Origin of the sequence: Variovorax sp. RTB1, from assembly GCF_035018765.1 — a bacterium.
GTDB lineage: Bacteria > Pseudomonadota > Gammaproteobacteria > Burkholderiales > Burkholderiaceae_C > Variovorax.
The window spans coordinates 1-21,792 of record NZ_JASJXG010000065.1 but is presented as its reverse complement, the minus strand read 5'-3'; the positions used below and the strand labels follow the sequence as shown (position 1 = coordinate 21,792).

At 63.5% G+C, this 21,792-nt stretch carries 21 protein-coding genes and 1 pseudogene; 13 read left to right on the top strand and 9 right to left on the bottom strand.

The window, feature by feature from the left end; genetic code table 11:
• The 3 genes from QN397_RS24400 to QN397_RS24390 all read left to right on the top strand — a co-directional run.
• Positions 1-1,475 (top strand): AAA family ATPase (locus QN397_RS24400; protein ID WP_323502191.1); only part of this gene is annotated, 1,475 nt, incomplete at its 5' end.
• A 41-nt stretch (positions 1,476-1,516) separates the two neighbouring features.
• Complete coding sequence (locus tag QN397_RS24395; protein ID WP_323498673.1) at positions 1,517-2,095, top strand: RloB family protein; 579 nt, start codon at positions 1,517-1,519, stop codon at positions 2,093-2,095.
• A gap of 95 nt (positions 2,096-2,190) precedes the next feature.
• Positions 2,191-2,433 (top strand): DUF6719 family protein, encoded by a 243-nt coding sequence (locus QN397_RS24390; protein ID WP_323498672.1) that lies wholly within the window; start codon positions 2,191-2,193, stop codon positions 2,431-2,433.
• Between the two features lie 19 nt (positions 2,434-2,452).
• Here QN397_RS24390 and QN397_RS24385 read toward each other — a convergent pair whose 3' ends face one another.
• From QN397_RS24385 to flhD, 8 genes are all read right to left on the bottom strand, one after another.
• Positions 2,453-3,169 carry an RNA polymerase sigma factor FliA gene (locus tag QN397_RS24385; protein WP_187053405.1) on the bottom strand — a complete coding sequence of 239 codons (717 nt, stop codon included), beginning with the start codon at positions 3,167-3,169 and terminating at the stop codon, positions 2,453-2,455.
• A 35-nt stretch (positions 3,170-3,204) separates the two neighbouring features.
• Entirely contained in the window at positions 3,205-4,698 is a 1,494-nt protein-coding gene (gene flhF, locus QN397_RS24380; protein WP_323498671.1) for a flagellar biosynthesis protein FlhF, read from the bottom strand.
• Entirely contained in the window at positions 4,695-6,767 is a 2,073-nt protein-coding gene (flhA, locus tag QN397_RS24375; RefSeq protein WP_323498670.1) for a flagellar biosynthesis protein FlhA, read from the bottom strand. Before flhA ends, flhF begins: the two co-directional genes overlap by 4 nt.
• Positions 6,764-7,945 carry an EscU/YscU/HrcU family type III secretion system export apparatus switch protein gene (locus tag QN397_RS24370; protein WP_323498668.1) on the bottom strand — a complete coding sequence of 394 codons (1,182 nt, stop codon included), beginning with the start codon at positions 7,943-7,945 and terminating at the stop codon, positions 6,764-6,766. Before QN397_RS24370 ends, flhA begins: the two co-directional genes overlap by 4 nt.
• A gap of 89 nt (positions 7,946-8,034) precedes the next feature.
• Positions 8,035-9,009, bottom strand: coding sequence for a flagellar motor protein MotB (gene motB, locus QN397_RS24365; protein WP_323502189.1), 975 nt, complete (start codon positions 9,007-9,009; stop codon positions 8,035-8,037).
• A 4-nt stretch (positions 9,010-9,013) separates the two neighbouring features.
• A complete protein-coding gene (gene motA, locus QN397_RS24360) occupies positions 9,014-9,871 on the bottom strand; it encodes a flagellar motor stator protein MotA (RefSeq protein ID WP_187053400.1) in 858 nt (285 codons plus the stop codon).
• Positions 9,872-10,035: 164 nt separating this feature from the next.
• The gene (gene flhC, locus QN397_RS24355) at positions 10,036-10,575 is read right to left on the bottom strand and encodes a flagellar transcriptional regulator FlhC (protein ID WP_323498666.1); all 540 of its coding nucleotides are present in this window, start codon (positions 10,573-10,575) and stop codon (positions 10,036-10,038) included.
• Positions 10,576-10,596: 21 nt separating this feature from the next.
• Positions 10,597-10,935 carry a flagellar transcriptional regulator FlhD gene (gene flhD / locus QN397_RS24350; protein ID WP_323498665.1) on the bottom strand — a complete coding sequence of 113 codons (339 nt, stop codon included), beginning with the start codon at positions 10,933-10,935 and terminating at the stop codon, positions 10,597-10,599.
• A 546-nt stretch (positions 10,936-11,481) separates the two neighbouring features.
• Between flhD and QN397_RS24345 the strand changes: the two genes are divergently transcribed.
• The 4 genes from QN397_RS24345 (at position 11,482) to QN397_RS24330 (ending at position 15,081) form a co-directional block, all read left to right on the top strand.
• Entirely contained in the window at positions 11,482-12,672 is a 1,191-nt protein-coding gene (locus tag QN397_RS24345) for a flagellin (protein ID WP_323498664.1), read from the top strand.
• Positions 12,673-12,786: 114 nt separating this feature from the next.
• Entirely contained in the window at positions 12,787-14,235 is a 1,449-nt protein-coding gene (gene fliD, locus QN397_RS24340; protein ID WP_323498662.1) for a flagellar filament capping protein FliD, read from the top strand.
• A gap of 113 nt (positions 14,236-14,348) precedes the next feature.
• Positions 14,349-14,762, top strand: coding sequence for a flagellar export chaperone FliS (gene fliS / locus QN397_RS24335; protein ID WP_323498661.1), 414 nt, complete (start codon positions 14,349-14,351; stop codon positions 14,760-14,762).
• A 19-nt stretch (positions 14,763-14,781) separates the two neighbouring features.
• Positions 14,782-15,081: a flagellar protein FliT gene (locus QN397_RS24330; protein ID WP_323498659.1), complete on the top strand. Its 300-nt coding sequence runs from the start codon at positions 14,782-14,784 to the stop codon at positions 15,079-15,081.
• Positions 15,082-15,120: 39 nt separating this feature from the next.
• Here QN397_RS24330 and fliE read toward each other — a convergent pair whose 3' ends face one another.
• Positions 15,121-15,438 (bottom strand): flagellar hook-basal body complex protein FliE, encoded by a 318-nt coding sequence (gene fliE / locus QN397_RS24325; RefSeq protein ID WP_187053393.1) that lies wholly within the window; start codon positions 15,436-15,438, stop codon positions 15,121-15,123.
• 149 nt (positions 15,439-15,587) lie between these two features.
• Between fliE and fliF the strand changes: the two genes are divergently transcribed.
• The 6 genes and pseudogenes from fliF to QN397_RS24295 form a co-directional block, all read left to right on the top strand.
• Positions 15,588-17,309: a flagellar basal-body MS-ring/collar protein FliF gene (fliF, locus tag QN397_RS24320; protein ID WP_323498657.1), complete on the top strand. Its 1,722-nt coding sequence runs from the start codon at positions 15,588-15,590 to the stop codon at positions 17,307-17,309.
• A gap of 13 nt (positions 17,310-17,322) precedes the next feature.
• Complete coding sequence (fliG, locus tag QN397_RS24315) at positions 17,323-18,318, top strand: flagellar motor switch protein FliG (protein WP_323498655.1); 996 nt, start codon at positions 17,323-17,325, stop codon at positions 18,316-18,318.
• 3 nt (positions 18,319-18,321) lie between these two features.
• The gene (locus QN397_RS24310) at positions 18,322-19,017 is read left to right on the top strand and encodes a flagellar assembly protein FliH (RefSeq protein ID WP_323498654.1); all 696 of its coding nucleotides are present in this window, start codon (positions 18,322-18,324) and stop codon (positions 19,015-19,017) included.
• A 22-nt stretch (positions 19,018-19,039) separates the two neighbouring features.
• Entirely contained in the window at positions 19,040-20,404 is a 1,365-nt protein-coding gene (fliI, locus tag QN397_RS24305) for a flagellar protein export ATPase FliI (protein ID WP_409051325.1), read from the top strand.
• Positions 20,405-20,465: 61 nt separating this feature from the next.
• Positions 20,466-20,924 carry a flagellar export protein FliJ gene (locus QN397_RS24300; protein WP_323498652.1) on the top strand — a complete coding sequence of 153 codons (459 nt, stop codon included), beginning with the start codon at positions 20,466-20,468 and terminating at the stop codon, positions 20,922-20,924.
• Positions 20,924-21,792: pseudogene (locus QN397_RS24295) on the top strand (hypothetical protein); the annotation flags it as partial. The gene QN397_RS24300 and the pseudogene QN397_RS24295, both read left to right, overlap by 1 nt.

Below are 21,792 nucleotides of genomic sequence, written 5' to 3'. Positions count from 1 at the left end.
GTTCGGAGAACGCCGCGGCTCTTCGTTTGTGCTGCGCAAATCGCGACCTGGGCGCTGTTACGACAACGAATCGTCATACAGAGAGTCGCGAAGATGAAGACGTCTCAACTGCGGCTTTTCTGCAGCTGACGCGGATTTCGATCGCGAAGCGAGCCAATTTTGCGAGATTGGCGCCACAATTTGGCATGCTCATCGAATTCTCCGTGGAAAACTATCGCTCGTTTCGAGAGCGCCAGACCTTTTCGATGGTCGCCGCACCGCGACTTCATAAAAAGGAAAACACGTTTGTCCCCGACTTGCTCGGGATCAAATTTCCGCCGCTGCTCAAGGTGGCCGTGATCTACGGCCCGAATGCGTCAGGGAAGTCAAACTTGCTTCGCGCGTTGTGGGTGATTGAACTGATGTTGGGGCGCGAGCCAACCTCTACGTTGACATTGCCAGTTTCGCCTTTTCGCTTCGACCCGGCGCTGTCGACAAAGCCGAGCGTCTTTGAGATTCATTTCATCGCGGAACAAGTGCGCTACATATTTGAAGCATCTGCAACGCAGAGTCGAATATTCAGCGAGCGTCTTACTGCCTTTCCAAAGGGCAAGGAGCAATTACTCTTCGATAGGACTCACCAAAGCGAATCAGATGTTTATTCGTTTGGGCCGTCTCTCGTGTCTGAGGCTGGACAATCTCTGCTAGACACGTGGACTAAGCTTACTCCGCCAAGATCGTTGTTCCTCGCTCAAGCTGTTGGAAATAGTAGCGAGTCGATGAAGCTGCTGCGGCCAGCATTCGAATGGCTTCGAGATGGCATGCGATTTCTGATCGGCTCGATGAGCGGTATGGCCGATCAAAGTCAGAGCTTGATTGGCGACAGCCCGATTCACGGAAAAGATCTCGCCGAGTTTTTGAGAGATGTCGACGTGCCTATATCTCACATAAGGGTTCATAAGCTTAAGTTTCCACCGTCTGCCCGCGCGCTCATGTCGAACGTTCTAATTGCGCAGTTAGCTGGTGCGGCGAATGGCGATGAACTCGCCGAAGTCACAAGAAATCAAACAATGTTTACGCACCAAACTGCATTGGGTGAAGCGGACATTGCATTCCAAGACGAGTCGGAAGGCACCAAGAATCTGGTCGGCCTTTGGTTGCCTTGGTCGCTGCGCGTGCCGAAACGTATTGGTGTGAGTGGTGGCGTGATGGTCGTCGACGAGCTTGACTCAAGTCTGCATCCAAATATCGTGAGCGCCCTGATAAAGAGACAAATCGATGCCGAGCAATCAAGCCAGCTAATTTTTACAACACATGACACGCATCTGATGGATGCGAAGATTCTGCGTCGAGATCAATTTTGGATTACTGAGCGCGATACCAATGGCGCAACACGGCTTCGATCCGTTCATGATTTTGAGGGACGTGCGAGCGAAGACATTGAGAAGCGCTACTACGAGGGACGCTATCGCGGACTTCCCTTCGTCAAACAGTGATGGCGCGATCTCTTTCTTCTTACGGTCGACCTGGAGCTCGCTTGAAGCAAAGCCCCACCGTCCTCATTTTGTGTGAGGATTCCAAGTCGTCTCAGACCTATCTCCGCGAAGCGGCGTTGCACTACCGTGCTTACGCAAAGATTGAACTTGCCGATACTCGGTGGACAGACCCCGTTGGGATTGTTCGAGAGGCGATTAGCAGAAATCGTCGCTTCGACGCAATCTATTGCGCGATTGACCGAGATACACATCACAACTTTGACGAAGCGGTTGCGCTCGCTGCCGGCTTCGGGGTCAATTTGATCGTTTCCTACCCGTGTTACGAGTTTTGGTTGATCCTCCACTTCAAACGGACGCGTCGACCTCACTCTTCTGTAGGGTCAAAATCTGCCGCCGATCGCGCTATAGACGAGTTGCGCAAGCAAGATGGAATGGGAGGCTACGCAAAGGGGGATTGCAAGGGCCTTTTCGAAAAGTTGTATTCGAGACTACCGGTCGCGCGTGCGAACGCCGACTGGGCACTTGAGCAGGCTGAAACCGCCGGCAGTCTTGATCCGAGCACTCGGATTCATAACCTCATTAGCCTTTTTGAGACTTTGGGGAATGAATCTCTTGCCTGAGATCGACTGCGGCTCAAGGTTGGTTAGGTCGACGCTGGATCACTGATCACACTGTCACTGGAACTGTCGAAGTAACAATCTTGAAGGAGAACAGGATGGTTCTAATGTCAATGGTCAAGACAGCATGCATCGGCTGGTTTTTGACAGGAGCCGGCGTTGCCTTTTGTGCCCCTACCGAAATTCTCAAGGAAGTGCCTGCCAAGGGCACGGTACGCCGCGGCGATATCGTCTACGTCGACGACGGCCAGTGTCCTGCCGGCCAAGTGAAGAAGATCATCGGCGGCGACCAGCAAACCGGTGTGCCGCGCCAGGTGTCGTGCGTGAAGCGGCCCGACTGACGCGCGTCGTCTAGCAGCGTCAGTGGCTGCGCATCTTCGCGCGAAGGCGTGCGATCGACTGGCTGTGCAACTGGCTCACGCGCGACTCGGTGATGCCGAGCACCGCAGCGATTTCTTTCAGGTTCATGTCCTGCTCGTAATACATGCCCATGATGAAGCGCTCGCGTTCCGGCAGACCGTCGATCGCCACCACCAGTGCCTTCTTCAGGCGCTGGTCTTTCAAGAGGCTGAGTGGATCGGCCTCCGTGTCGGCGGTATGCCGATCGAGAAAACCGTCGGAGTCTTCGCTGCCGGCACCGATGTCTTCGAGGTAGACCAACTGCGTGCCGCGCACGCGACCGAGCAGGGCCTGGTATTCGTCGAGCGGCATCTTGAGCTCGGCGGCAATTTCCGATTCGACCGGAGAGCGGCCAAGCCGATGCTCCAGCTTGTGCACCGCCTGCTCGATCTGCTTTTGGCTCTTGCGCGAGCCGCGCGACAGCCAGTCGCCTTCGCGCAGCTCGTCGAGCATCGCACCGCGAATGCGCTGCGTCGCAAAGGTTTCGAACTGCACGCCCTGGCTCGCTTCATAGCGCGACAAGGCGTCCGCCAGGCCGATCATTCCGACCTGGATCAGGTCGTCGAGTTCGACGTTGGCCGGCAGCTTCGCGATCATGTGGTGCGCGAGACGCTGCACCAACGGCACGTACTGGCGAATCAAGCCGTCGCGGTCGAGTCGGCCTTGGGGGTTGTACATCTGGGAAGCGGTAACGGCGAGCATTGCGTCGAAGTTCAGGCGCCGCAATCGGCCGGTGAAAAGTAGCAGGGCATGTCGACCGGCTTCGGGTCGAAAGCCGAGCGTTGGGCTGCCTGCATCGAGGCGCGGATAAGGCCGCGTGCATCGCCGACCTTCCAGTCCTCGGGCACGCGCTGGCCGTTGCCGATGCCGCGCACGGTGAACTCGTGGCGCATCAGCACATCGAGCACCGGGCCGAGCTTGGCGGCTTCGTCGATTTTCGAGACGATGGCCTGGCGCGTGCCGCCGAGCTTGAATGCGATGGCCATGTCTTCCAGCGTGTCGCCATGCGCGCCGGCATTGAGCACCAGCACGCGCTTGACATTCGGCACGTCGAGCATGTCGAGCAGATCGCGGCGACGCGGATCGTGCGGCGCCACGCCGGCGGTGTCGATGATCACGACCTTCTTGCCTATCAACAGATGCAGTAACTCCTGCAGCGCGGCACGGTCGTGCGCCAGATGCGCCACGACGCCGAGGCTGCGCCCATGGGCGCGCAGTTGTTCGTGCGCCCCGGCGCGTTGCGTGTCGAGCGTGATGAGGCCGACGCCGGAGGGTCCGTGCAATTGCGCGCCGAGCGCGGCCAGCTTGGCGGCGCTGGTGGTCTTGCCGACGCCGGTGGCGCCAATTAACGCGAACACGCCGCCTTCTTCGGGGATCGACGGCTGCACGGTCTTGGAGCTGAGCCGGTTCTCCAGCGAGCCGAGGAGCCAGCGCACTGCGTCGCCGGCTTCGAGTGAAGCGGGCATCGCTTCGAGCACCGAGCGCGCGAGGCCGGGCGAGTAGCCGGCACGCACCAGCTTCAGCATCAGGTTCGACTGGATCGGGTCTTGCCGCGCCTGGCCGAGCCACGCGAGCGCACTGAAGCGCTGGTCCATCATGGCCTGCATCGACTGCAGCTGCGCCATCAGGTCGGGGGATGTGGCGGCGGCGGCGGGGGCGGGTTCGGTCACGACCGAAGCGGTCGGCGCGCCAGGCGTCGCAGTGGAAGCGATGAAGTCGTTCACCACGACGGTGACCGGGGGCGATGAAAGGATCTGAAAATCGGGCTTGGCAGCGCTTTTGGCGGGTGCCGGTGCGGCTGCGGGTGCGGCTTGCAGCGATGCAACTGCGGTGACAGCCGCAACGACCGGCACGCTCGCTTCATGCTGACGGCGCAGCATCCGCTCGCGCACATAGTCCTGGAACGACAGCGTGCTCATCGCGAGCTGCTCGGTGTCGGCTTGCACGCCGATGTCGAGCGCGGGTGCGGCGACCGCTTCGACGATGGCCCTGGGTGCTGCGACCGGTGCCGGGCGTGCAATTTCGACCGATCCATGTTCTGGCGTGTTGCTGTCGATCAGCGCCAGCGCGGCTTCGGTCGCGGCCATCACTTCGACGCCGTCGGGCAGCTGGCGGTTCGACAGGATCAGCGTGTCGTCACCGAAGGCGGCACGTGCCTTGGCCAATGCCTCGCGGGCGGTCGGTGCGAGAAAACGTTGAATATTCATGCGGAAGCACCTCGAAGGATCGGGCCGATGCGGATCGTGTGGGTTTCAGGAATTTCGCTGTGCGCCAGCACTTGCAAACGGGGCGCAACGCGGCGCACCAGGCGCGAGATCGAACTGCGGATGGCGTCGGGTACCAGCAAGCAGGCCGGTACGCCCAGCTCTTCCTGCTTTTGCGCGACTTCGGCAGCGGTGCGGGTAAAGAGTTCGGCCACGCCAGGATCGAGCGCCGGAGCTTGCGCATTGGCCAGCGCCTGCACCAGCAGCCGCTCGAAGCCGGGCTCGATGGCGATCACGTCGAGCTCGCGCGTCGGGCCGTAGATCTGCTGCACGATGGCCGGCGACAGCGCCACGCGCACACGGCGCGCCAGCTCGGCCGGGTCGGTGGTCTGGCCAGCCTGTTCGGCCAACGTTTCGACAATGGTGCGGATGTCGCGGATATGAACCGACTCTTCGAGCAGCAGCTGCAAAACTTTCTGGAACGTCGAGATCGGTACCAGCTTGGGTACGACTTCTTCGATCAGCTTGGGGGCCAGCTTGCTCACGTGTTCGACCAGTTGTTGGGTTTCGGTGCGGCTCAGCAAGCGCGCTGCCTGAACCTGCATCAAGTGTGAGAGATGGGTCGCCATCACGGTGGGTGAATCAACGACGGTAAAACCGGCCATTTGCGCGGCTTCCTTCTGGCGTTCCTCGATCCAGTGCGCCGGCAGGCCAAAGGCCGGGTCGGTCGTCGCAGTGCCGATCAGCGGCGTGTTGATGCCGCCCGGATTGATCGCCAGGTACATGCCGGGGAAGGCTTCGCCCTCGGCCACCATCACGCCGCGCAAGGTCACGCGGTAGCCGCTCGGCTTGAGTTCGAGGTTGTCCCGGACGTGCACCGCGGGCGGCAGGAAGCCGACCTCCTGTGCGAACTTTCGGCGCACGCCCTTGATGCGCATGAGCAGGTCGCCTTGCCGGTTCTTGTCGACCAGCGCGATGAGGCGGTAGCCGAGTTCGAGGCCGAGCAGGTCGACCGGTTGCAGGTCGTCCCAGGTGGCTTCTGCATCGGCCGCGGGTGGTGGCGCAGGCGCATCGACGGCCGGTGGCGGACGCCGCGAGATCATCCATGCGCCGTAGCCGAGCAGCCCGCCCATCACCAGGAACACGACGTGCGGCATGCCGGGGATGATGCCGAGCAAGATGAGGATGCCGGCGGTCAGGCCGAGCACGCGTGGCGAGGTGAAGAGCTGCTGCACGATCTGCCGGCCGACGTCTTCTTCCTTGCCGACGCGCGAGATCACCATGGCCGCGGCAACCGAGATCAGTAGGCCCGGAATCTGCGCGACCAGTGCGTCACCCACGGCCAGCAGCACGTAGGTGTCGGCCGCCTTGCCCACTGGCAGGCCATGCTGCAGCACGCCGATGGTGAAGCCGCCGATCACGCTGATGATCAGGATCAAAATGCCGGCCATCGCGTCGCCGCGCACGAACTTGGAGGCACCGTCCATAGCGCCGAAAAAGTTGGCTTCTTCGGCCACTTCGAGGCGACGGCGCCGTGCTTCTTTCTCGTCGATGTTGCCGGAGTTGAGGTCGGCATCGACCGCCATCTGCTTGCCGGGCATCGCGTCCAGCGTGAAGCGCGCCGACACTTCGGCGATGCGCTCCGCACCCTTGGTCACCACCACGAAGTTGATGACCACCAGGATCGCGAACACGATCAAACCGACCGCGAAATTGCCGCCGATCAGGAAGTGGCCGAAGGCTTCGATCACCGCGCCGGCAGCGCCCGGACCGGTGTGGCCTTCGAGCAGCACGACCCGTGTCGAGGCCACGTTGAGCGACAGCCGCATCAGCGTGGTGAGCAGCAGCACGGAAGGGAATGCCGCGAAGTCCAGCGGCCGCACCATGTACGCGGCGACCATCATCACCATCAATGCGACGGCGATATTGATGGTGAAGAAAGTGTCGAGCAACCAGGGCGGAATCGGCAGCACCATCAGGCCGAGGATGGCGACGACGAGCAATGGCGCCGCGGCGCGCTGGAACATCGCGCCCTGCGCACCGAACCATTGGCGGATCAGGTCCGGATTCATTCAGTGCCTTCGACGGGTTGCTTCGGGTTCTTCGGTTGCTTGGGCGTTTTGTTCAGCGGATCGAGCTCCGGCGGCACGAAAGGCTCCGGCACGACCAGCGGCATCGGCGCTTCACCGCGCAGTGCGGCTTTCAGGCGATACACATAGGCCAGCACCTGCGCGACGGCGGTGAAAAGACTGGCCGGAATGGGCTGGTCGAGCTCGGCGTGCGCGTACAAGGCGCGCGCCAGCATCGGCGACTGCACGATCGGAATCGAATGCTCCTTGGCGATGTCGCGGATCTTCATGGCGAGCAGATCGGCGCCCTTGGAGATCACTTGCGGCGCGCTCATGGTCTGCTCGTCGTAGCGCATCGCCACGGCAAAGTGCGTCGGGTTCATCAGGATGAAGTCGGCGCGCGGCACGGCGGTGATGCTGCTGCGCTGCGCCCGCTCGCGCGCGTTGCGGCGCATCTGGCCTTTCATGTGCGGGTTGCCGTCGGCTTCCTTGTGCTCCTGCTGCACTTCCTGGTGCGACATCTTCAGCTTGGCGCGGTGAAAGTGGTTTTGCAGCGGCACGTCGATCACGGCCGCGGCCAGCACCACCAGCATCACCAGGCTCATGCCCGACACCAGCCAGTCGCCGAGCGCAGCCAGCCCGGCGGCCGACTGCTGCATCGCGAGCTGCGCGATGGTGTGCAGCGAGCCCGCCGCGAACATGTAGCCGACGGTGCCCAGCAGCGCCGACATGAAGACCAGCTTGGCGACGTTGACCAGCTGCTGCTTGGACACCAGATTGCCGATGCCCGACAGTGGATTGAGCCGGCTCAGGTCGGGCGTGATCGACTTCATGCTGGCGACCCAGCCGCCCGTCGCAACGGTGCCGGCGATGGCCGCGAACAGCACGATGGCCGCGAAGATCGCGCAGGCCGCGAGCCCGAGGTTGGTGTACGAGGTGAGCCGGGCCAGCATGTCGCCGGGTTGGGCGATGCTGTGCGCGTCGAAGTGGAATGCATGCGCCAGCGTGCTGCGCATGCGCTCGAAGGCGGTCGGTGCCAACAGCAGCAGGGCGACAGCGCCGGTGCCGAGAACGATCAGATGCGGCAGGTCTTTCGAGCGCGCAGCCTGGCCGTCACGGCGAGCCTGATCGAGCTTGCGTTGCGTGGCGGGGAGGCGGCGGTCCTGACTGCTGGATTCCATGGCGGGCTTTTGGGTGTGCCAGCCATTGTCCGAAGCGGGGGCGAAAACGAAGCGCCGATAAGCGGCGCGAGTGCCTGTCTATTCGTCGATCAGTTCGTGGGTGACGAAGAAGATGCGGCCTTGTCGTGGTCGCGAGCCAACTGGTCGTTGATGGCCTTGACCGCATCCGGCGCATCGAGGCGCGGCGTGCCGAGCAGTCGCGATTCGGCCTCGTGCGTCAGCACCGTGATGCTGATGCGCCGATTCACCGGCGCCATCGCGTTGTCCTTGTCGAGCAGGTCGCTGGCGGCCAAGCCGACCACGCGCACCAGCTTGTCATCGGGCATGCCCGAGGCGACGAGCTCGCGGCGCGACGCGTTCGCGCGATCGGCCGAAAGCTCCCAGTTGCCGTAGCCGCGATCACCGTTGCCGTAAGGCGTGGCGTCCGTGTGGCCGGCCAGGCTGACCTTGTTCTCGATGCCGTTGAGCGCGCTGCCGATCTCATGCAGGATGTCGCGCATCTGCGGCTTCACCAGCGAACTGCCGGTGTCGAACATCGGGCGGTTCTGGTCGTCGACGATCTGGATCTCCAGCCCGTCGATGGTCACCTGCATCTTGATCTGCGAGCGAAAGTCGCGCAGCTTGGGGTTGGCCGCGATCAATGCATCCATCTTGGCTCGCAACTCGTTCATGCGACGCGCGTCCTGCTTGGCCTGTTCTCGCTTCGGGTCTTCGATGTTGAGCGGTGCACTCTCTTTGCCCTTGCTGCCGTCGTTGCGCTTGACCGCGCCCACGGTGCGCGTCAAGTCTTTGCCGCCGCCCGTGACGATGCTCGAACTGGCGCCGGCGCCCGAGCCGCCCGCCATCTCGACCTTGAGCGGCGATTGAAAGTAAGAGGCGATGCCCTGCAAGTCGCCCTTGGCCGTGGAGCCCAGCAGCCACATCAAAAGAAAGAACGCCATCATCGCGGTGACGAAGTCGGCATAGGCGATTTTCCAGGCGCCGCCGTGGTGGGCGTGCGCCGTCTTCTTCACCCGCTTGATGATGATCGGCTGGAGCTTCTTGGTACCGGGGCTGGTGGCCATGTCGTCACTTCTTCTTCACGTGGGCTTCGAGCTCGCTGAAGCTCGGGCGGTCGGTCGAGAACAGCACCTTGCGGCCGAATTCGATCGCGGTCGTCGGGTTGTAGCCCTGCATGCTGGCCAGCAAGGTGGTCTTGATGCACTGCAGTTCCTTGGAGGCGTCTTCGGCCTTCTGCTCGAGCAGGCCGCCGAACGGCTCGACGATGCAGTACGCCATCAGGATGCCGAGGAAGGTGCCGACCAGCGCCGAGCCAATCATCGCGCCGAGCACCGCCGGTGGCTGGCCGACCGAGCCCATGGTGTTGACCACGCCCAGCACGGCAGCCACGATGCCGAAAGCCGGCAGTCCGCCAGCCAGCCGCGCGATGGCCGCGACCGGTGCGTGCTCTTCCTGGTGGTGGGTTTCGATCTCGCTGTCCATCAGCGCTTCGATCTCGTGGGCGTTCAGGTTGCCCGAGACCATCATGCGCAGGTAGTCGGTGGTGAACTCGACGACGTGATGGTCTTTGCCCACGGTCGCGTACTTCTGGAAGATGGCCGAGTCTTGTGGTGCTTCGACGTCTTTTTCGATCGACATCAGGCCGTCCTTGCGCGCCTTCTGAAGAATGTCGTAGAGCAGCGCCATCAGCTCCATGTAGCGCGCCTTGGTGTACTTGCTGCCCTTGAAGGCCTTGGGTACCGCCTGCAGCGTGGCCTTCAGCACCTTCGGCTGGTTGTTCACGATGAAGGCGCCGATGGCACCACCGCCAATCACCATCATCTCGATCGGCAACGCATGCAGCACCACGCCGATGTTTCCGCCGTGGATGATGTAGCCGCCAAAAATGCAGCCCAGCGCGACGACGTAACCGATGATGACGAACATGGGGGAGTGATCAGTTCAAGGCACGAGTGACATGTAAAAAGCGGCAGCAGACATTGCTCCGCGCATGCAGCGATTTGGCACGCATCGATCTCGCCGCACTCCATTGAAAAGGGCCCGTTCAGGGGCCCTTATCGAATCTTTGTGGCCGGTGCGGCCTCGCAGAATTACTGCAAATGAATGCCGCCCGCCGCCGACCCTTTGCCTGCTCGCGCTGGCGGCACGCACATGCCGCAGACGTAGTGCCTGGCGTTTTCGTAGGGTTCGGTCACGAAGTGGCCGCCGCACTTGGAGCACTGGGTCATGGCGAGCATGTTGTTCTCCATGAAGCGCACCAGGCGCCAGGCTCGCGTGATCGACAGTTGCGGCTCGATGTCGCACGAGGAGATCTGCTCGGTGTAGAGCTGGTAGGCCTTGATGAGCACGTCGACCGGTTCAAGGTCGCTCGTCTTGGCCAGGTAGGTATGGATGTTCTGGAACAGCGACGCATGGATGTTCGGCTGCCAGGTCAAGAACCAGTCGGTCGAAAAAGGCAGTTGGCCCTTGGAGGGCGACTTGCCCGCCACTTCCTTGTAGAGACGCAACAGCCGCTCGTAGGAGAGCTCGGTTTCGCTTTCGAGCACCTGCAAGCGGGCGCCGAGGTTGATCAGGCTGACGGCGCGCCCGATCTGCCGGGAATCTCCGAGAACGCTTTTGGAAGTGGCCATGTCGGTGTCTCTCGCTCTGTTTCAGGGAGCGATGGTTTCGGCAGCGTAGCGGCCGGCCATCACGATGCCTGCATGCAAACGCGTCGTCGCGTCGTTGGCAGTGCGGGCGTTGACGTTGTGATTGGTCAACAGGCTCCAGACCATGTCGTCGTCGGCGCGGAAGCGGCACAGCAACATGCTGCCCGATGCGATCTTCATGATCTGCGCAGGGGAGAGTGCTTCGATCAGGTCGGCCGATTCTTCCGGCAGGCCGAGGCGGAACAGGGCTTGCGCCTTGTCAGCGCGGATCAGGCTCTGCGCCAGCATCAGGTAAGTGAGGTTGGCTTCACGAATCTCGGCAAGGATTTGCTCGCTGGTCATATCGGTGCTTTCGTAGGACGTCGTCCGGGTTGCGTTAAAGCCGATTCTGACCAGCGTTACAAAAACTTTAATAGGTTAACAACTGTTAACGACGTCTCCGAAATGTGTCGATATGTCATTCATTTGCCTACACCCAAAGTATTCATGTGAACTTTATGAATACACATTTGCGTAAGACTTTGGTCGATTTGAATCACAAGGTATTCATTTCCACTCACACCGTAAATGTGACGGCCGGAAAAGCGCTGACAACACGCCGTTGTTCAAAGCGTGACTTAGTTGGCTCATCTATATGGTCTGTGGCGGCACAGACACGTTTTCTCCTTGATTCGCGGGCCGTGTGTAACTGCATCGGTCGCCCTCACATCTGCCGTTGCGGCGATTTCTAAAGGGTCAGTTACGAAAAATATACCTCTCAAGCTAGTCGCAGTTCGATCCGAAAACAAAACCAACGGGTCACGAATGCGATCCGCCAGGCGGCCAGTCTCTTTGCTGGCGTGACAGTGGCAGCGATGCCGGATTTATTCAGCTCTAAAGGACTTCTCCATGACCTCAGTTATCAACACCAACATCAGCTCGCTTACGGCGCAGCGCAATCTCAACTCCAGCCAGTCGTCGCTCGCTACTTCGATGCAGCGCCTGTCTTCAGGCCTCCGCATCAACAGCGCCAAGGACGACGCTGCCGGCCTGGCGATCTCGGATCGCATGACTTCGCAAATCCGCGGCATGAACCAGGCCGTGCGCAACGCCAACGACGGCATCTCGCTGGCGCAAACCGCTGAAGGCGCGTTGGGCGAAATCGGCAACAACCTGCAGCGCATTCGCGAACTGTCGGTGCAATCATCCAATGCAACGAACTCGACCTCTGACCGCACGGCGATCCAGGCTGAAGTGACCCAGCTCACATCGGAAATCGATCGTGTGTCCAAGCAGTCGGACTTCAACGGCACCAAGCTGCTCGACGGTTCGTTCTCCAGCCAGCTTTTTCAGGTCGGTGCCAATTCGGGCCAGACCATCGGCGTAAGCAAGATCGCCAACAGCACGGCCGGCGCCTTGGGCAACGTCAAGTTCGCCGCTGACCGGGTCGGTGCTGCAGCGGCAGGTGCCACAGCCGCAGCGACGGTGCCTGGCTCGCTGACCGGCTTGGTGCTGAACGGCGTCACGATCAACACCGTCAACTACAAGCTCACCGATACCGCAGCGCAAGTCGGCGCCACCACTGCGGCTGGTATCAACGCGCAGATGGGTGAGACCGGCTTGCGCGCTACTGCAGATGCAACGACCGGTGCTGTCACGCTCGAATCGCTGAAGGCCAACAAGGACTTCACGGTGACTGCCGGCACGTTGGCAGGCGGCGTGACCGCAGTGGGCCTGGGTGGAACTGCGGACACCGCAGTCACCGCTGCTGCGACCGCAAACTTCAGCTTCCTGTCCAACGTCGACGTCACCAGCGTCAAGGGCGCGCAGCAAGCGATGGAAATCGTCGATGCCGCACTGACGCAAGTCAGCAGCAGCCGCGCAGAACTGGGCGCCGTTCAAAACCGCTTCACCTCGGTCGTGACGAACCTGCAGACCAATTCGGAAAACACCTCGGCCTCGCGTTCGCGGATCCAGGATGCCGACTTCGCGGCTGAAACGGCCAACCTGTCGCGCGCGCAAATCCTGCAACAGGCTGGCACGGCGATGGTGGCCCAGGCCAACCAGCTGCCGCAATCGGTGCTGAGCCTGCTCAAGTAATAGAGAGCTCACAGAAAACCAGCGTGCGATGGCGGTGGCGCCACGCATGCATTCAGCGGCTAACGGATTTCCCGTTCGCCGCTTTTTGGCCATTCGGCCGCAGGAGCAAAAGATATGGCGACCGTTTCATCGGCGGGTCTGGGCAGCGGTCTGGATGTGGAGAGCATCGTCACCAAGTTGATGGCGATCGAAAAGAAGCCGCTCACCGCATTGCAGACGCAAGCGACGGCACTCGACAGCAAGATATCGGCTTTCGGCACCATCTCTTCGCAGATGTCGACATTGAACGATGCGATCGCCACGCTCGCGTTGCCTGCGACCTGGAACACGAAGTCGGCGTCTTCGTCGAGCGCTACGGCCGTATCGGCCTCAGTGTCGGGCACCGGCGCCTTGGCCACGTCTTTCAGTCTCGAGGTGTCTCAGCTCGCACGCGCGCAATCGGTCGCCTCCAGCGGAGTGACAGCCGGCAGCGGGTTTGGTGCGGGCACGCTGTCCATTCAGCTCGGTACCTGGGCAGGCACGACGCCGGCCTTTACCGCAAGCGGCGCGGCTGCCATGTCGGTGACGGTGGCCGAAGGCGACAGCATGTCGACCATCGCCGGCAAGATCAATTCGGCCGGTGCGGGCGTGACCGCCACCGTGCTCAAGGATTTGTCGGGCGAGCGCTTGCTGCTGCGTTCGTCTTCCACCGGGGAAGCGGCGGGCTTCCGTGTGCAAAGCACCGATGCCGCTGGCGCGACGGGCCCCAGCCTGGCCGCGCTGTCTTTCGACAATCCGTCGGGCGGTGCCGGCATGGCGGCCAATGCAGTTCAGTACGGTCTCAATGCCAAGGCGACCCTCAACGGCGTAGCGCTGAACTCGGCCAGCAACACGCTGGTGGACACGGTGCCGGGCCTCACGCTCACGCTGTCGCAAGTGACGACGGCGCCGGTCGACATCACGGTCGCCAACGACACTTTTTCCCAAACCACGGCCATCACCGCGTTCGTGAAGGCCTACAACGCGATGAACGACATGTTCAACCAGGCGACGGCATACGACGCGACCACCAAGACCGGCGCGCTGCTGCAAGGCGACTCGACCACCACCAGTTTGCAGACCGCCATGCGACGGCTGGTGGGCGCCATGTCGGGCGGCAGCACAGGCACACTGCACCGCCTGTCGGACCTGGGCATCTCCATATCCAAGGACGGTGGCGGCGATCTCGCGGCCGACTCGACCAAGCTCGCCGCTGCACTCAAAGACCCGGTAGCGGCAGCCAAATTCTTCAGCTCCGCTACCAACGTCGCGTCGGATGGCGAAACCGGCTTTGCCACCCGCATGAAGGCTTTCCTTTCAGGCGCCATCGGCAGCGCCGGCACGATCGCCGCCAAGACCACCTCACTACAAAGCCAGAAGACGACCAACGGAAAAAGCCAGGACCGGCTGAGCGACCGATTGACAACCGTCGAGGCCAATATGCGGAAGCAATACACCGCGCTCGACACCAAGATGGCTTCGCTCACCGCGCTCAACACCTACATCACCCAACAGATCGCCCAATGGAACAAGTCGCCGGGCTGAGGGCCAACTGACCAAATGACCTACAAATGGTCGTTGAGTTCAGCGGGCGGATGCCGATAACTAGAGTGTGAAGTGAATGCTGCGCACCAGCAGAGCAGATTAAGGAACACACCATGTACACCCCGCCCAGCCTCCGCGCCGCAATGGCTTACAAGAACGTCGGCGTCCAGTCGAGCGTCGAGTTCGCCAGCCCGCACCAGTTGATCGACTTGCTGTTCGACGGTCTGGTGGTGGCGCTTGCTTCGGCGCGCGGCGCGTTGCAGCGCGGCGACGTGGCGGCCAAGGGCATTCAGATCATGCGGGCGGTGCGCCTGCTCGACGAAGGGCTGAAGGCGGGCCTGGACAATGAACGCGGCGGCGCGCTGGCCGAAAGGCTCGCTTCCCTTTACGATTACTGCATCGAGCGTCTGACGCTCGCCAATGTGCGCAACGACGGCGAAATGCTCGCTGAAGTCGCTGCCCTCATCGCACCGGTGGCGCAGGGCTGGAAAGAAATCGGTCGACCGAGCGTCGGCCAACCCGCTTGAGGGCGTGACCGGAGGTCCCATGCAAGACGATTTGATGGACTACTACAAGGCAATCGAAAGCTCGAGCCGGCAGATGCTCGATGCGGCGCGCCGAGAAGACTGGGACGACGTCGTGCGCTGCGAAGGCGCCTGCGCGGTGCTGATCGAGCAGCTGCGGTTTTTGGCGAAGTCGCAAGACCTCCCCAAAGACCTTCGCTCCGAGAAGTCGCGGATCATGCAGCGCATCCTGCGCAACGACGCCGAGATCCGCATCCTGGCCGAGCCGTGGCTCAGCACCTTCGCAGAGATGTTCGACGCCAAGCTGCAGTTGATTCACTGACGGGTTTTTATCCACTCTCCCTCCGGGAGAGGGTCACCCTCAGACCTGCATATTCATGATGTCGGTGTAAGCCTGCACCATCCGGTTGCGCACATTCAAAGTTGCAGCAAACCCGATCTGCGACTTTTGCAGCGCGACCATCGTCTGCTCCAGACTGACATTCGGATTTTCGAGCTGCACTTCGCGCTGCAATGCGGTGGCGTCGCCCTGCGATGCACTCACTGCTTTCAAAGCGCCCGACAGGGCCCCGGCAAAGCCGGTTTCCTGCGTGGCACCGGTCGATCCGGTGACGGCGCGGGCGGCCCCGGCCGGGCGCGTGGTGAGCGGTGCGGTAACGGGGGTGAGGCGGAGGTCCATGGCGATGATGCTAATTCGGCAGCGGACGGGCATGGGCGGGAAATGAGCGGGAAAGCGGCGCCTTATCGGGCTTATGCGGAACGGGCCGGCCCGAATAATCGTCTCGTGCAAAGAGCCGACCGGCTTGCTGCCGCACCCACCCACCGCCCATGTCCGCCGTCGCTGAAATACCTGTCCCCCTCGCCACTGCTGCGCCGTGGTCGCGCAAGTTCGAAGGCCTGGCACCCCGCCAGCGCATCCGCTTCGCCATCGGCGTCGTCCTGCTCGTCGCGGTCGCCATCGCGGCCATCGTGATCGGTCGGCAGCCGGATTGGCGGGTGCTCTACGCCAACCTGGGCGACAAGGATGGCGGCGCCGTTATCGCGCAACTCGCGACGATGAACGTGCCCTATAAATATTCCGAGGGCGGTGGCGCCGTCATGGTGCCGGCCGATCGTGTCTACGACCTGCGCCTTCGCCTCGCCTCGCAAGGCCTGCCCAAAGGGGCCGTCGCCGGCTTCGAGCAGATGGAAAACAACCGCTTCGGCATGACGCAGTTCCAGGAGAAGCTGAGCTTTCAGCGGGGCCTCGAAGGCGAACTCACCCGATCGATCCAGGCCATGAACTCGGTGCAAAGCGCGCGCGTTCATCTTGCGCTACCGCAGCAAAACGGCTTCTTCCGCGAACAACAAAAGCCGACCGCTTCCGTGCTGCTCAGCCTGCACCCGGGCCGCACGCTGGAGCGCAACCAGATCGCCGGCATCGTGCATCTGGTCGCTTCGAGCGTGCCGGAGCTGACGCCTGCTGCGGTGAGCGTGGTCGACGACACCGGCAAGCTGCTCTCGGCAACCAGCGAGCCCGGCAGTGGTGCCGATGCGCAGCAGCTTCAGTACGTGCAGCAGATCGAGCAGCAGTACACCCGTCGCATTCTTGAAATGCTGGAGCCGGTGGTCGGCCGTCAAAACGTCAAGGCACAGGTAACGGCGGACGTCGACTTCTCGCAGACCGAAGCGACCTTCGAAGAACACAAGCCGAACCTGGCCGCCGATGCCAGCGCTGTGCGCAGCCAGCAGACGGTGGAGAGCACCGGCCCCGGCGCGGCCGGCGCACCGGCTTCGGGCGTGCCCGGCGCCACGTCGAACCAGCCACCCGGCCCGTCGTCGACCCCGATCAACGGCGCCGCCGCACCGCTGTCGCCGACCGGCACCGCGCCGGGTGCAGCGGCGGCCAAGCCCCCGAGCAAGCGCGAGTCGACCACCAACTACGAAGTCGACAAGACAGTGAAGACGGTGCGCAATGCGACCGGCCAGATCAAGCGCCTGAGCGCTGCGGTCGTGCTCAATTACCAGAACGTGGCCGATGCCCAGGGCAAGGCCGGCCCCTCGACCCCGCTGTCGGCGCAGCAGCTCGAACAGATGACGGCGCTGGTGCGCGAGTCGATCGGCTTCAGCAAGGACCGCGGCGATTCGGTGAACCTGATGAACGCGCAGTTCCTGAGCGAGCGCAACGAAGTGGCCGAGGTACCGATCTGGAAGAACCCCGAAATGCTCGATACGGCGCGCAGCTTCGCCTGGCCGGTCGGCCTGGTGCTGATCGGCGCGATCGTGCTGTTCGGCCTGGTGCGGCCGGGCCTGAAGACGCTGGCGGCGATGCAGCCGCCGCAGCAACTGACCAACGAACCCGGCCGTCAACTCAACGCCATGGTGGCGGACACGCCGCAGCGTCCCTCGCTGTCGTCGCCCTCGGTGGCCGAAGCGCTGCCGCGGCCGGAAGCAGCCGAACAGGCGCGGCTCGAAGGCGCGCGCCAGATGGCGCGACAGAATCCGGTCGCCGTCGCCAACATCGTGAAGACATGGGTCAACGGCGACGACGCCGCGGCCGCGTCGGCCTGAGAGTCGCATCGCCATGGACGAACAAGGCCTCAACGACGCCGCCATCCTGCTTATGTCGCTGGGCGAGATCGAGGCGGGCGATGTGCTGCGCCACCTCTCTCCACGCGAAGTGCAGAAGCTGGGCGAAACCATTTCGAAGACGCGCGCGGTATCGCGTGAACGTTTGGGTGCGGTGGCCGACCGCTTCGTCACCGCGACCGCTGGTCAAAGCCTGTTCGCGGCCGACACCGGCGACTACGTGCGCGCCGTGATGAAGCACGCGCTGGGCGAAGAAAAAGCGTCGATCCTGATGGACCGCATCCTGCAGAAGGCCGACCTGAGCGGCATCGAAAACCTGAAGTGGATGGATGCGCCGTCGGTCGCCGAACTGTTGCGCGTCGAGCATCCGCAGATCGTCGCGGCCATCCTCGTGCACCTCGAGCCCGAGCACGCCGCCGCGGTGCTGGTGAAGCTGCCCGAGCAGCAGCGTGCCGAAGTGCTGCTGCGCGTCGCCACGCTCGAAGGCATCCAGCCTGCCGCACTCGAAGATTTGAATGAAGTGATGTTCCGCGTGCTGGCCAACGGCGCCAAGGTGCTGACGGCTTCGCGCGGCGGTGCCCGTACGGCGGCCGGCATGATCAACCTGCTTGGCAATGGCGTCGATGCGCAGGTCATCGAGGCCATTCGCAACCACGACCCGGATCTGGCATCCGAGATCAGCGAGCTGATGTTCGTGTTCGACGACGTGATGAAGCTGGACGACAAGTCGATCCAGATGCTGCTGAAAGAAACGGCGTCGGAGACGCTCATCATCGCGCTCAAGGGTGCGGCGCCGCCGCTGCGCAACAAGTTCCTGTCGAACATGTCGTCGCGTGCGGCCGAGTCGCTGCGCGAAGACCTGGAGTCGCGCGGGCCGATGCGGCTGGTCGAAGTCGAGGCGCAGCAAAAGGAAATCCTGCGGTCGCTGCGGCGCCTCGCCGACGAAGGGCAGATCGTGTTGGGCGGTGGTGCCGAAGGCGGCATGGTCTAAGCGATGCAAAGCCTGAACAATCTTCGAAATCGCGGGCTGATCGCCAGCGAAGACATCGCACATGTCGCGCGCTGGCAGTTCGGCGCGGTAGCCCCCGACAGCGGCGAGCCTGAGAGCGGCATCTCCGATCCCCAGGCCTTGCGCGCGGCCCATGCCGAAGGGCACGCAGAAGGTTTTGCGGCGGGCCGCGCGCAGGCGCTGGCCGAGGCCGAAGCCCAGCATGCGATGTACCGCGCCAATGAAGGACAAGAGGCGGCACGCCGGCTCGCCGCGTTGCTGCAATCCGCCGAGGCCGGCCTCGCGGAAGCGCAGCAATCGATTGCGCGCGGCACGCTAGAAATCGCCTGTGCCCTGGCGCGCCAGGTGCTGCGCCACGAGCTCGCGACCGACCCGAATTCGCTCGAACCCGTGGTGCACGAGGCGTTGTCGTTGCTGCTCGCCGATGGCCGCAGCGCCACCGTGCGGCTGTCGCCCGTCGACTTCGATTTGCTCGACGGTCCATTGCGTGCGCAGTTCGCCGGTCAGCCCGTCACCGTGCTCTCCGACAACGCAGTGCAGCCCGGCGATTGCCTGGTCGAATCGGCCGGTGCGGTGGTCGACGGCAGCGTGGCGTCGCGCTGGTCGCGTGCGGTGGCGAGCCTCGGGCTGTCGATGCCGTGGCACGAGGAGAGCAATGGAGCAAAGAGCGATGCCGCCTGAGCAGGAAGTCTGGCAACGCTTCATGGCCGACGCGCACGCGCGCGCATCGCAAGACGCGGGGCTGGCGTTGCGCGGCACGCTCACTCGACTGACCGGCCTGGTGCTCGAAGCCGCCGGGTTGCGCGTGCCGGTCGGCTCGCAATGTCTGGTGCGCATGGGCAATCAGCCGCCGGTGCTGGCCGAGGTCGTCGGCTTCTCCGATCAACGTGCCTTCCTGATGCCGGCGGGCGATGTGCACGGACTCTCCAGCGGTGCCAGCGTGATGCCGGCGCCTCCCTATGTGCCGATCCCGCGGCTCGGTGAACCCGAGCGTGACGTGACGGCACGTGTCGGCGTGCTGCGCTTGCCGCTGGGCACCGGCCTGCTCGGCCGCGTGGTCGACCCGCAAGGCACGCCGCTCGATCATCAAGGTCCGCTCGCGGATGTCAGCGCCGAGCCGCTGGACCGCAAGCCCATCAACGCGATGGACCGCGCTCCCGTGCGCGAACCCCTCGACACCGGCGTGCGCGCGATCAACGCGTTGCTCACCGTGGGGCGCGGCCAGCGCATCGGCTTGTTCGCTGGCTCCGGTGTCGGCAAGAGCGTGCTGCTCGGCATGATGGCGCGCTACACCGAGGCCGATGTGATCGTGGTCGGCCTCATCGGCGAGCGTGGCCGCGAGGTCAAGGAATTCGTCGAAGACATCCTGGGCGATGAAGGCCGCGCACGTTCGGTCGTGGTGGCCGCGCCGGCCGATGCGCCGCCGCTGTTGCGCATGCAGGGCGCCGCGTACGCGACCGCCGTGGCCGAGTACTTTCGCGACCGCGGCCAGCATGTGCTGCTGCTGATGGATTCGCTCACCCGCTATGCGATGGCGCAGCGCGAGATCGCCCTGGCCATCGGCGAGCCGCCTGCCACCAAGGGCTATCCGCCATCGTGCTTCGCCAAGCTGCCGCAACTTGTCGAGCGCAGCGGCAACGGGCTGAACGGGGTCGGCTCGATCACTGCCTTCTATACCGTGCTGTCGGAGGGCGACGACCAGCAGGACCCGATTGCCGATGCGGCGCGGGCCATCCTGGACGGGCACATCGTGCTGTCGCGCTCGCTCGCCGAGGAGGCGCACTTTCCGGCGATCGACGTCGAGCAATCGGCCTCGCGGGTGATGCACAACGTGGTGCCGCGCGAGCACACGGATTGCGCCCGCCGCTTTCGTGCGGTGTATGCGCGCTATCGGCAAAGCCGCGACCTGGTGCGGCTCGGCGCCTATGCAGCAGGAAGCGACCCGGCGCTCGACGAAGCGATCCGCCTGCAGCCCGCGATGACCGCCTTCTTGCAGCAGGACATGTACGAAGCCGCGACGCTCGGCGCGAGCGTGGGCGCGATGGCGCAGACGGTGGGTCGAAGCTAAACGCGCACATGACCTGCATGACCTCCCCGTATTTCACTCCTCCGATCCCGAAAGCCCAACCATGTCGAACCTGAGTGCCTTGCAGACCGCCGTGTCTTTGGCCACGAGCGAACGTGATGCCGCGGCACAGCGCCTGGCGCAAGCGCGCCAGGGATGGCTCGCGACGCAGGTGCAGCTAGATCAGCTCGAAACCTACGCGCAGGAAACGATGACGCGATGGCAGGTGCAGTCCGCGCGGGTGACGCCGGAAATCATGGCCCATCACTATCAGTTCATGGAGCGCCTGACGCACGCCATCGGCTTGCAGAAGAGCGCGGTGACGCAACAGGCGAACCAGGTCGCGCTGATGGCCGACCGCATGCGCGTGGCAGAAACGCGCCGCGAAAGTCTGGTGCAACTGCATGCCAAGCGCGAGGCCGAGCAACGCCGCCTGACCGATCGCCGCGAGCAGAAGGTGTCGGACGAGCAGGCCGCATTGCAATACCGTCGCCTTGCCGGCGGCGTGATGGGAGGACTCTGATGGCGATCGAAATTTCACGCAGCAACGAAGTGCCGGCGGCGTCCGGCGCAGCGCGAGGACGATCGGGTTCGAACGACAACGCGGACGGCGTGAGCAGCTTTGCGGCGGCGCTGGCTTCGGCCGATCGGGAGCCGAACGCGGACGCGATGGCAGCGTCGAGGCCAGCGCAATCGAACGGTGGCGCGGACCGCAACGCAGAGCAGGGCGCCACTGCCGACAGTGCATCTCCTTCCGACGCCGCATCTGCAGCCGCCGATCGCGAGAAGGCCGATCGGCGTGAGCGGGCCTCAGCTGCCTCAGCGGCTTCAGCTGCGTCGACTGATGCGGTCAGCAACGCGGCAACCAACGCAGTTGACAACGCGACACCGACCGCGCCTCCCGTGCCGACGCCGGCCGCCGACGCGGCGGCACTGCTGCTGGCGCAAAGCAATCTGAACGCCGTGAGCGCATCGTCGGCGCTCGATGCCGGATCGGCCGCGATGGCCCTGGCCCAGCAAGCGGGCAATGGCTTGTCGAGCGCGCCGGGCCGGGGCGGCGCATCGACGCTGCCCGACAGTACGGTCGCCGGCCTGACCGGTGATGGCGCGAGCGCAGCTGCAAAGGCCGTCGCACTGCCCGAAACCGTGAATTACACCGGAACCGTCAAGAGCGTCGGAACCGTCAAGGACACGGGCACGGTCGACTCGCATTCGGCCGCGCTCGGTGTCGCCTTGCTCGATCGCACCGGCGGCAAGAAAGACGGTGTCAAAGACCTCTCGCGCACTGCATCGACACAAGACGCGTCGACGCCGCGCATCCCCAACTCGACGGCAGCGACTGCCGCAGCAGCGGCGTCGGCCGACGCTGCTGCTGCCAGTCGTGGGGGGGG

Excerpts from the sequence above, each read along its gene's own strand:
- flhF (WP_323498671.1), bottom strand. The coding sequence starts at position 4,698 with ATGAATATTCAACGTTTTCTCGCACCGACCGCCCGCGAGGCATTGGCC.
- fliG (WP_323498655.1), top strand. The coding sequence starts at position 17,323 with ATGGACGAACAAGGCCTCAACGACGCCGCCATCCTGCTTATGTCGCTG.
- QN397_RS24300 (WP_323498652.1), top strand. The coding sequence starts at position 20,466 with ATGTCGAACCTGAGTGCCTTGCAGACCGCCGTGTCTTTGGCCACGAGC.
- flhA (WP_323498670.1), bottom strand. The coding sequence starts at position 6,767 with ATGAATCCGGACCTGATCCGCCAATGGTTCGGTGCGCAGGGCGCGATG.
- motB (WP_323502189.1), bottom strand. The coding sequence starts at position 9,009 with ATGGCCACCAGCCCCGGTACCAAGAAGCTCCAGCCGATCATCATCAAG.
- fliI (WP_409051325.1), top strand. The coding sequence starts at position 19,040 with ATGGCCGACGCGCACGCGCGCGCATCGCAAGACGCGGGGCTGGCGTTG.
- motA (WP_187053400.1), bottom strand. The coding sequence starts at position 9,871 with ATGTTCGTCATCATCGGTTACGTCGTCGCGCTGGGCTGCATTTTTGGC.
- fliF (WP_323498657.1), top strand. The coding sequence starts at position 15,588 with ATGTCCGCCGTCGCTGAAATACCTGTCCCCCTCGCCACTGCTGCGCCG.
- fliS (WP_323498661.1), top strand. The coding sequence starts at position 14,349 with ATGTACACCCCGCCCAGCCTCCGCGCCGCAATGGCTTACAAGAACGTC.
- QN397_RS24390 (WP_323498672.1), top strand. The coding sequence starts at position 2,191 with ATGGTTCTAATGTCAATGGTCAAGACAGCATGCATCGGCTGGTTTTTG.
- fliD (WP_323498662.1), top strand. The coding sequence starts at position 12,787 with ATGGCGACCGTTTCATCGGCGGGTCTGGGCAGCGGTCTGGATGTGGAG.
- flhD (WP_323498665.1), bottom strand. The coding sequence starts at position 10,935 with ATGACCAGCGAGCAAATCCTTGCCGAGATTCGTGAAGCCAACCTCACT.
- QN397_RS24345 (WP_323498664.1), top strand. The coding sequence starts at position 11,482 with ATGACCTCAGTTATCAACACCAACATCAGCTCGCTTACGGCGCAGCGC.
- flhC (WP_323498666.1), bottom strand. The coding sequence starts at position 10,575 with ATGGCCACTTCCAAAAGCGTTCTCGGAGATTCCCGGCAGATCGGGCGC.
- QN397_RS24385 (WP_187053405.1), bottom strand. The coding sequence starts at position 3,169 with ATGTACAACCCCCAAGGCCGACTCGACCGCGACGGCTTGATTCGCCAG.
- QN397_RS24310 (WP_323498654.1), top strand. The coding sequence starts at position 18,322 with ATGCAAAGCCTGAACAATCTTCGAAATCGCGGGCTGATCGCCAGCGAA.
- QN397_RS24370 (WP_323498668.1), bottom strand. The coding sequence starts at position 7,945 with ATGGAATCCAGCAGTCAGGACCGCCGCCTCCCCGCCACGCAACGCAAG.
- fliE (WP_187053393.1), bottom strand. The coding sequence starts at position 15,438 with ATGGACCTCCGCCTCACCCCCGTTACCGCACCGCTCACCACGCGCCCG.
- QN397_RS24330 (WP_323498659.1), top strand. The coding sequence starts at position 14,782 with ATGCAAGACGATTTGATGGACTACTACAAGGCAATCGAAAGCTCGAGC.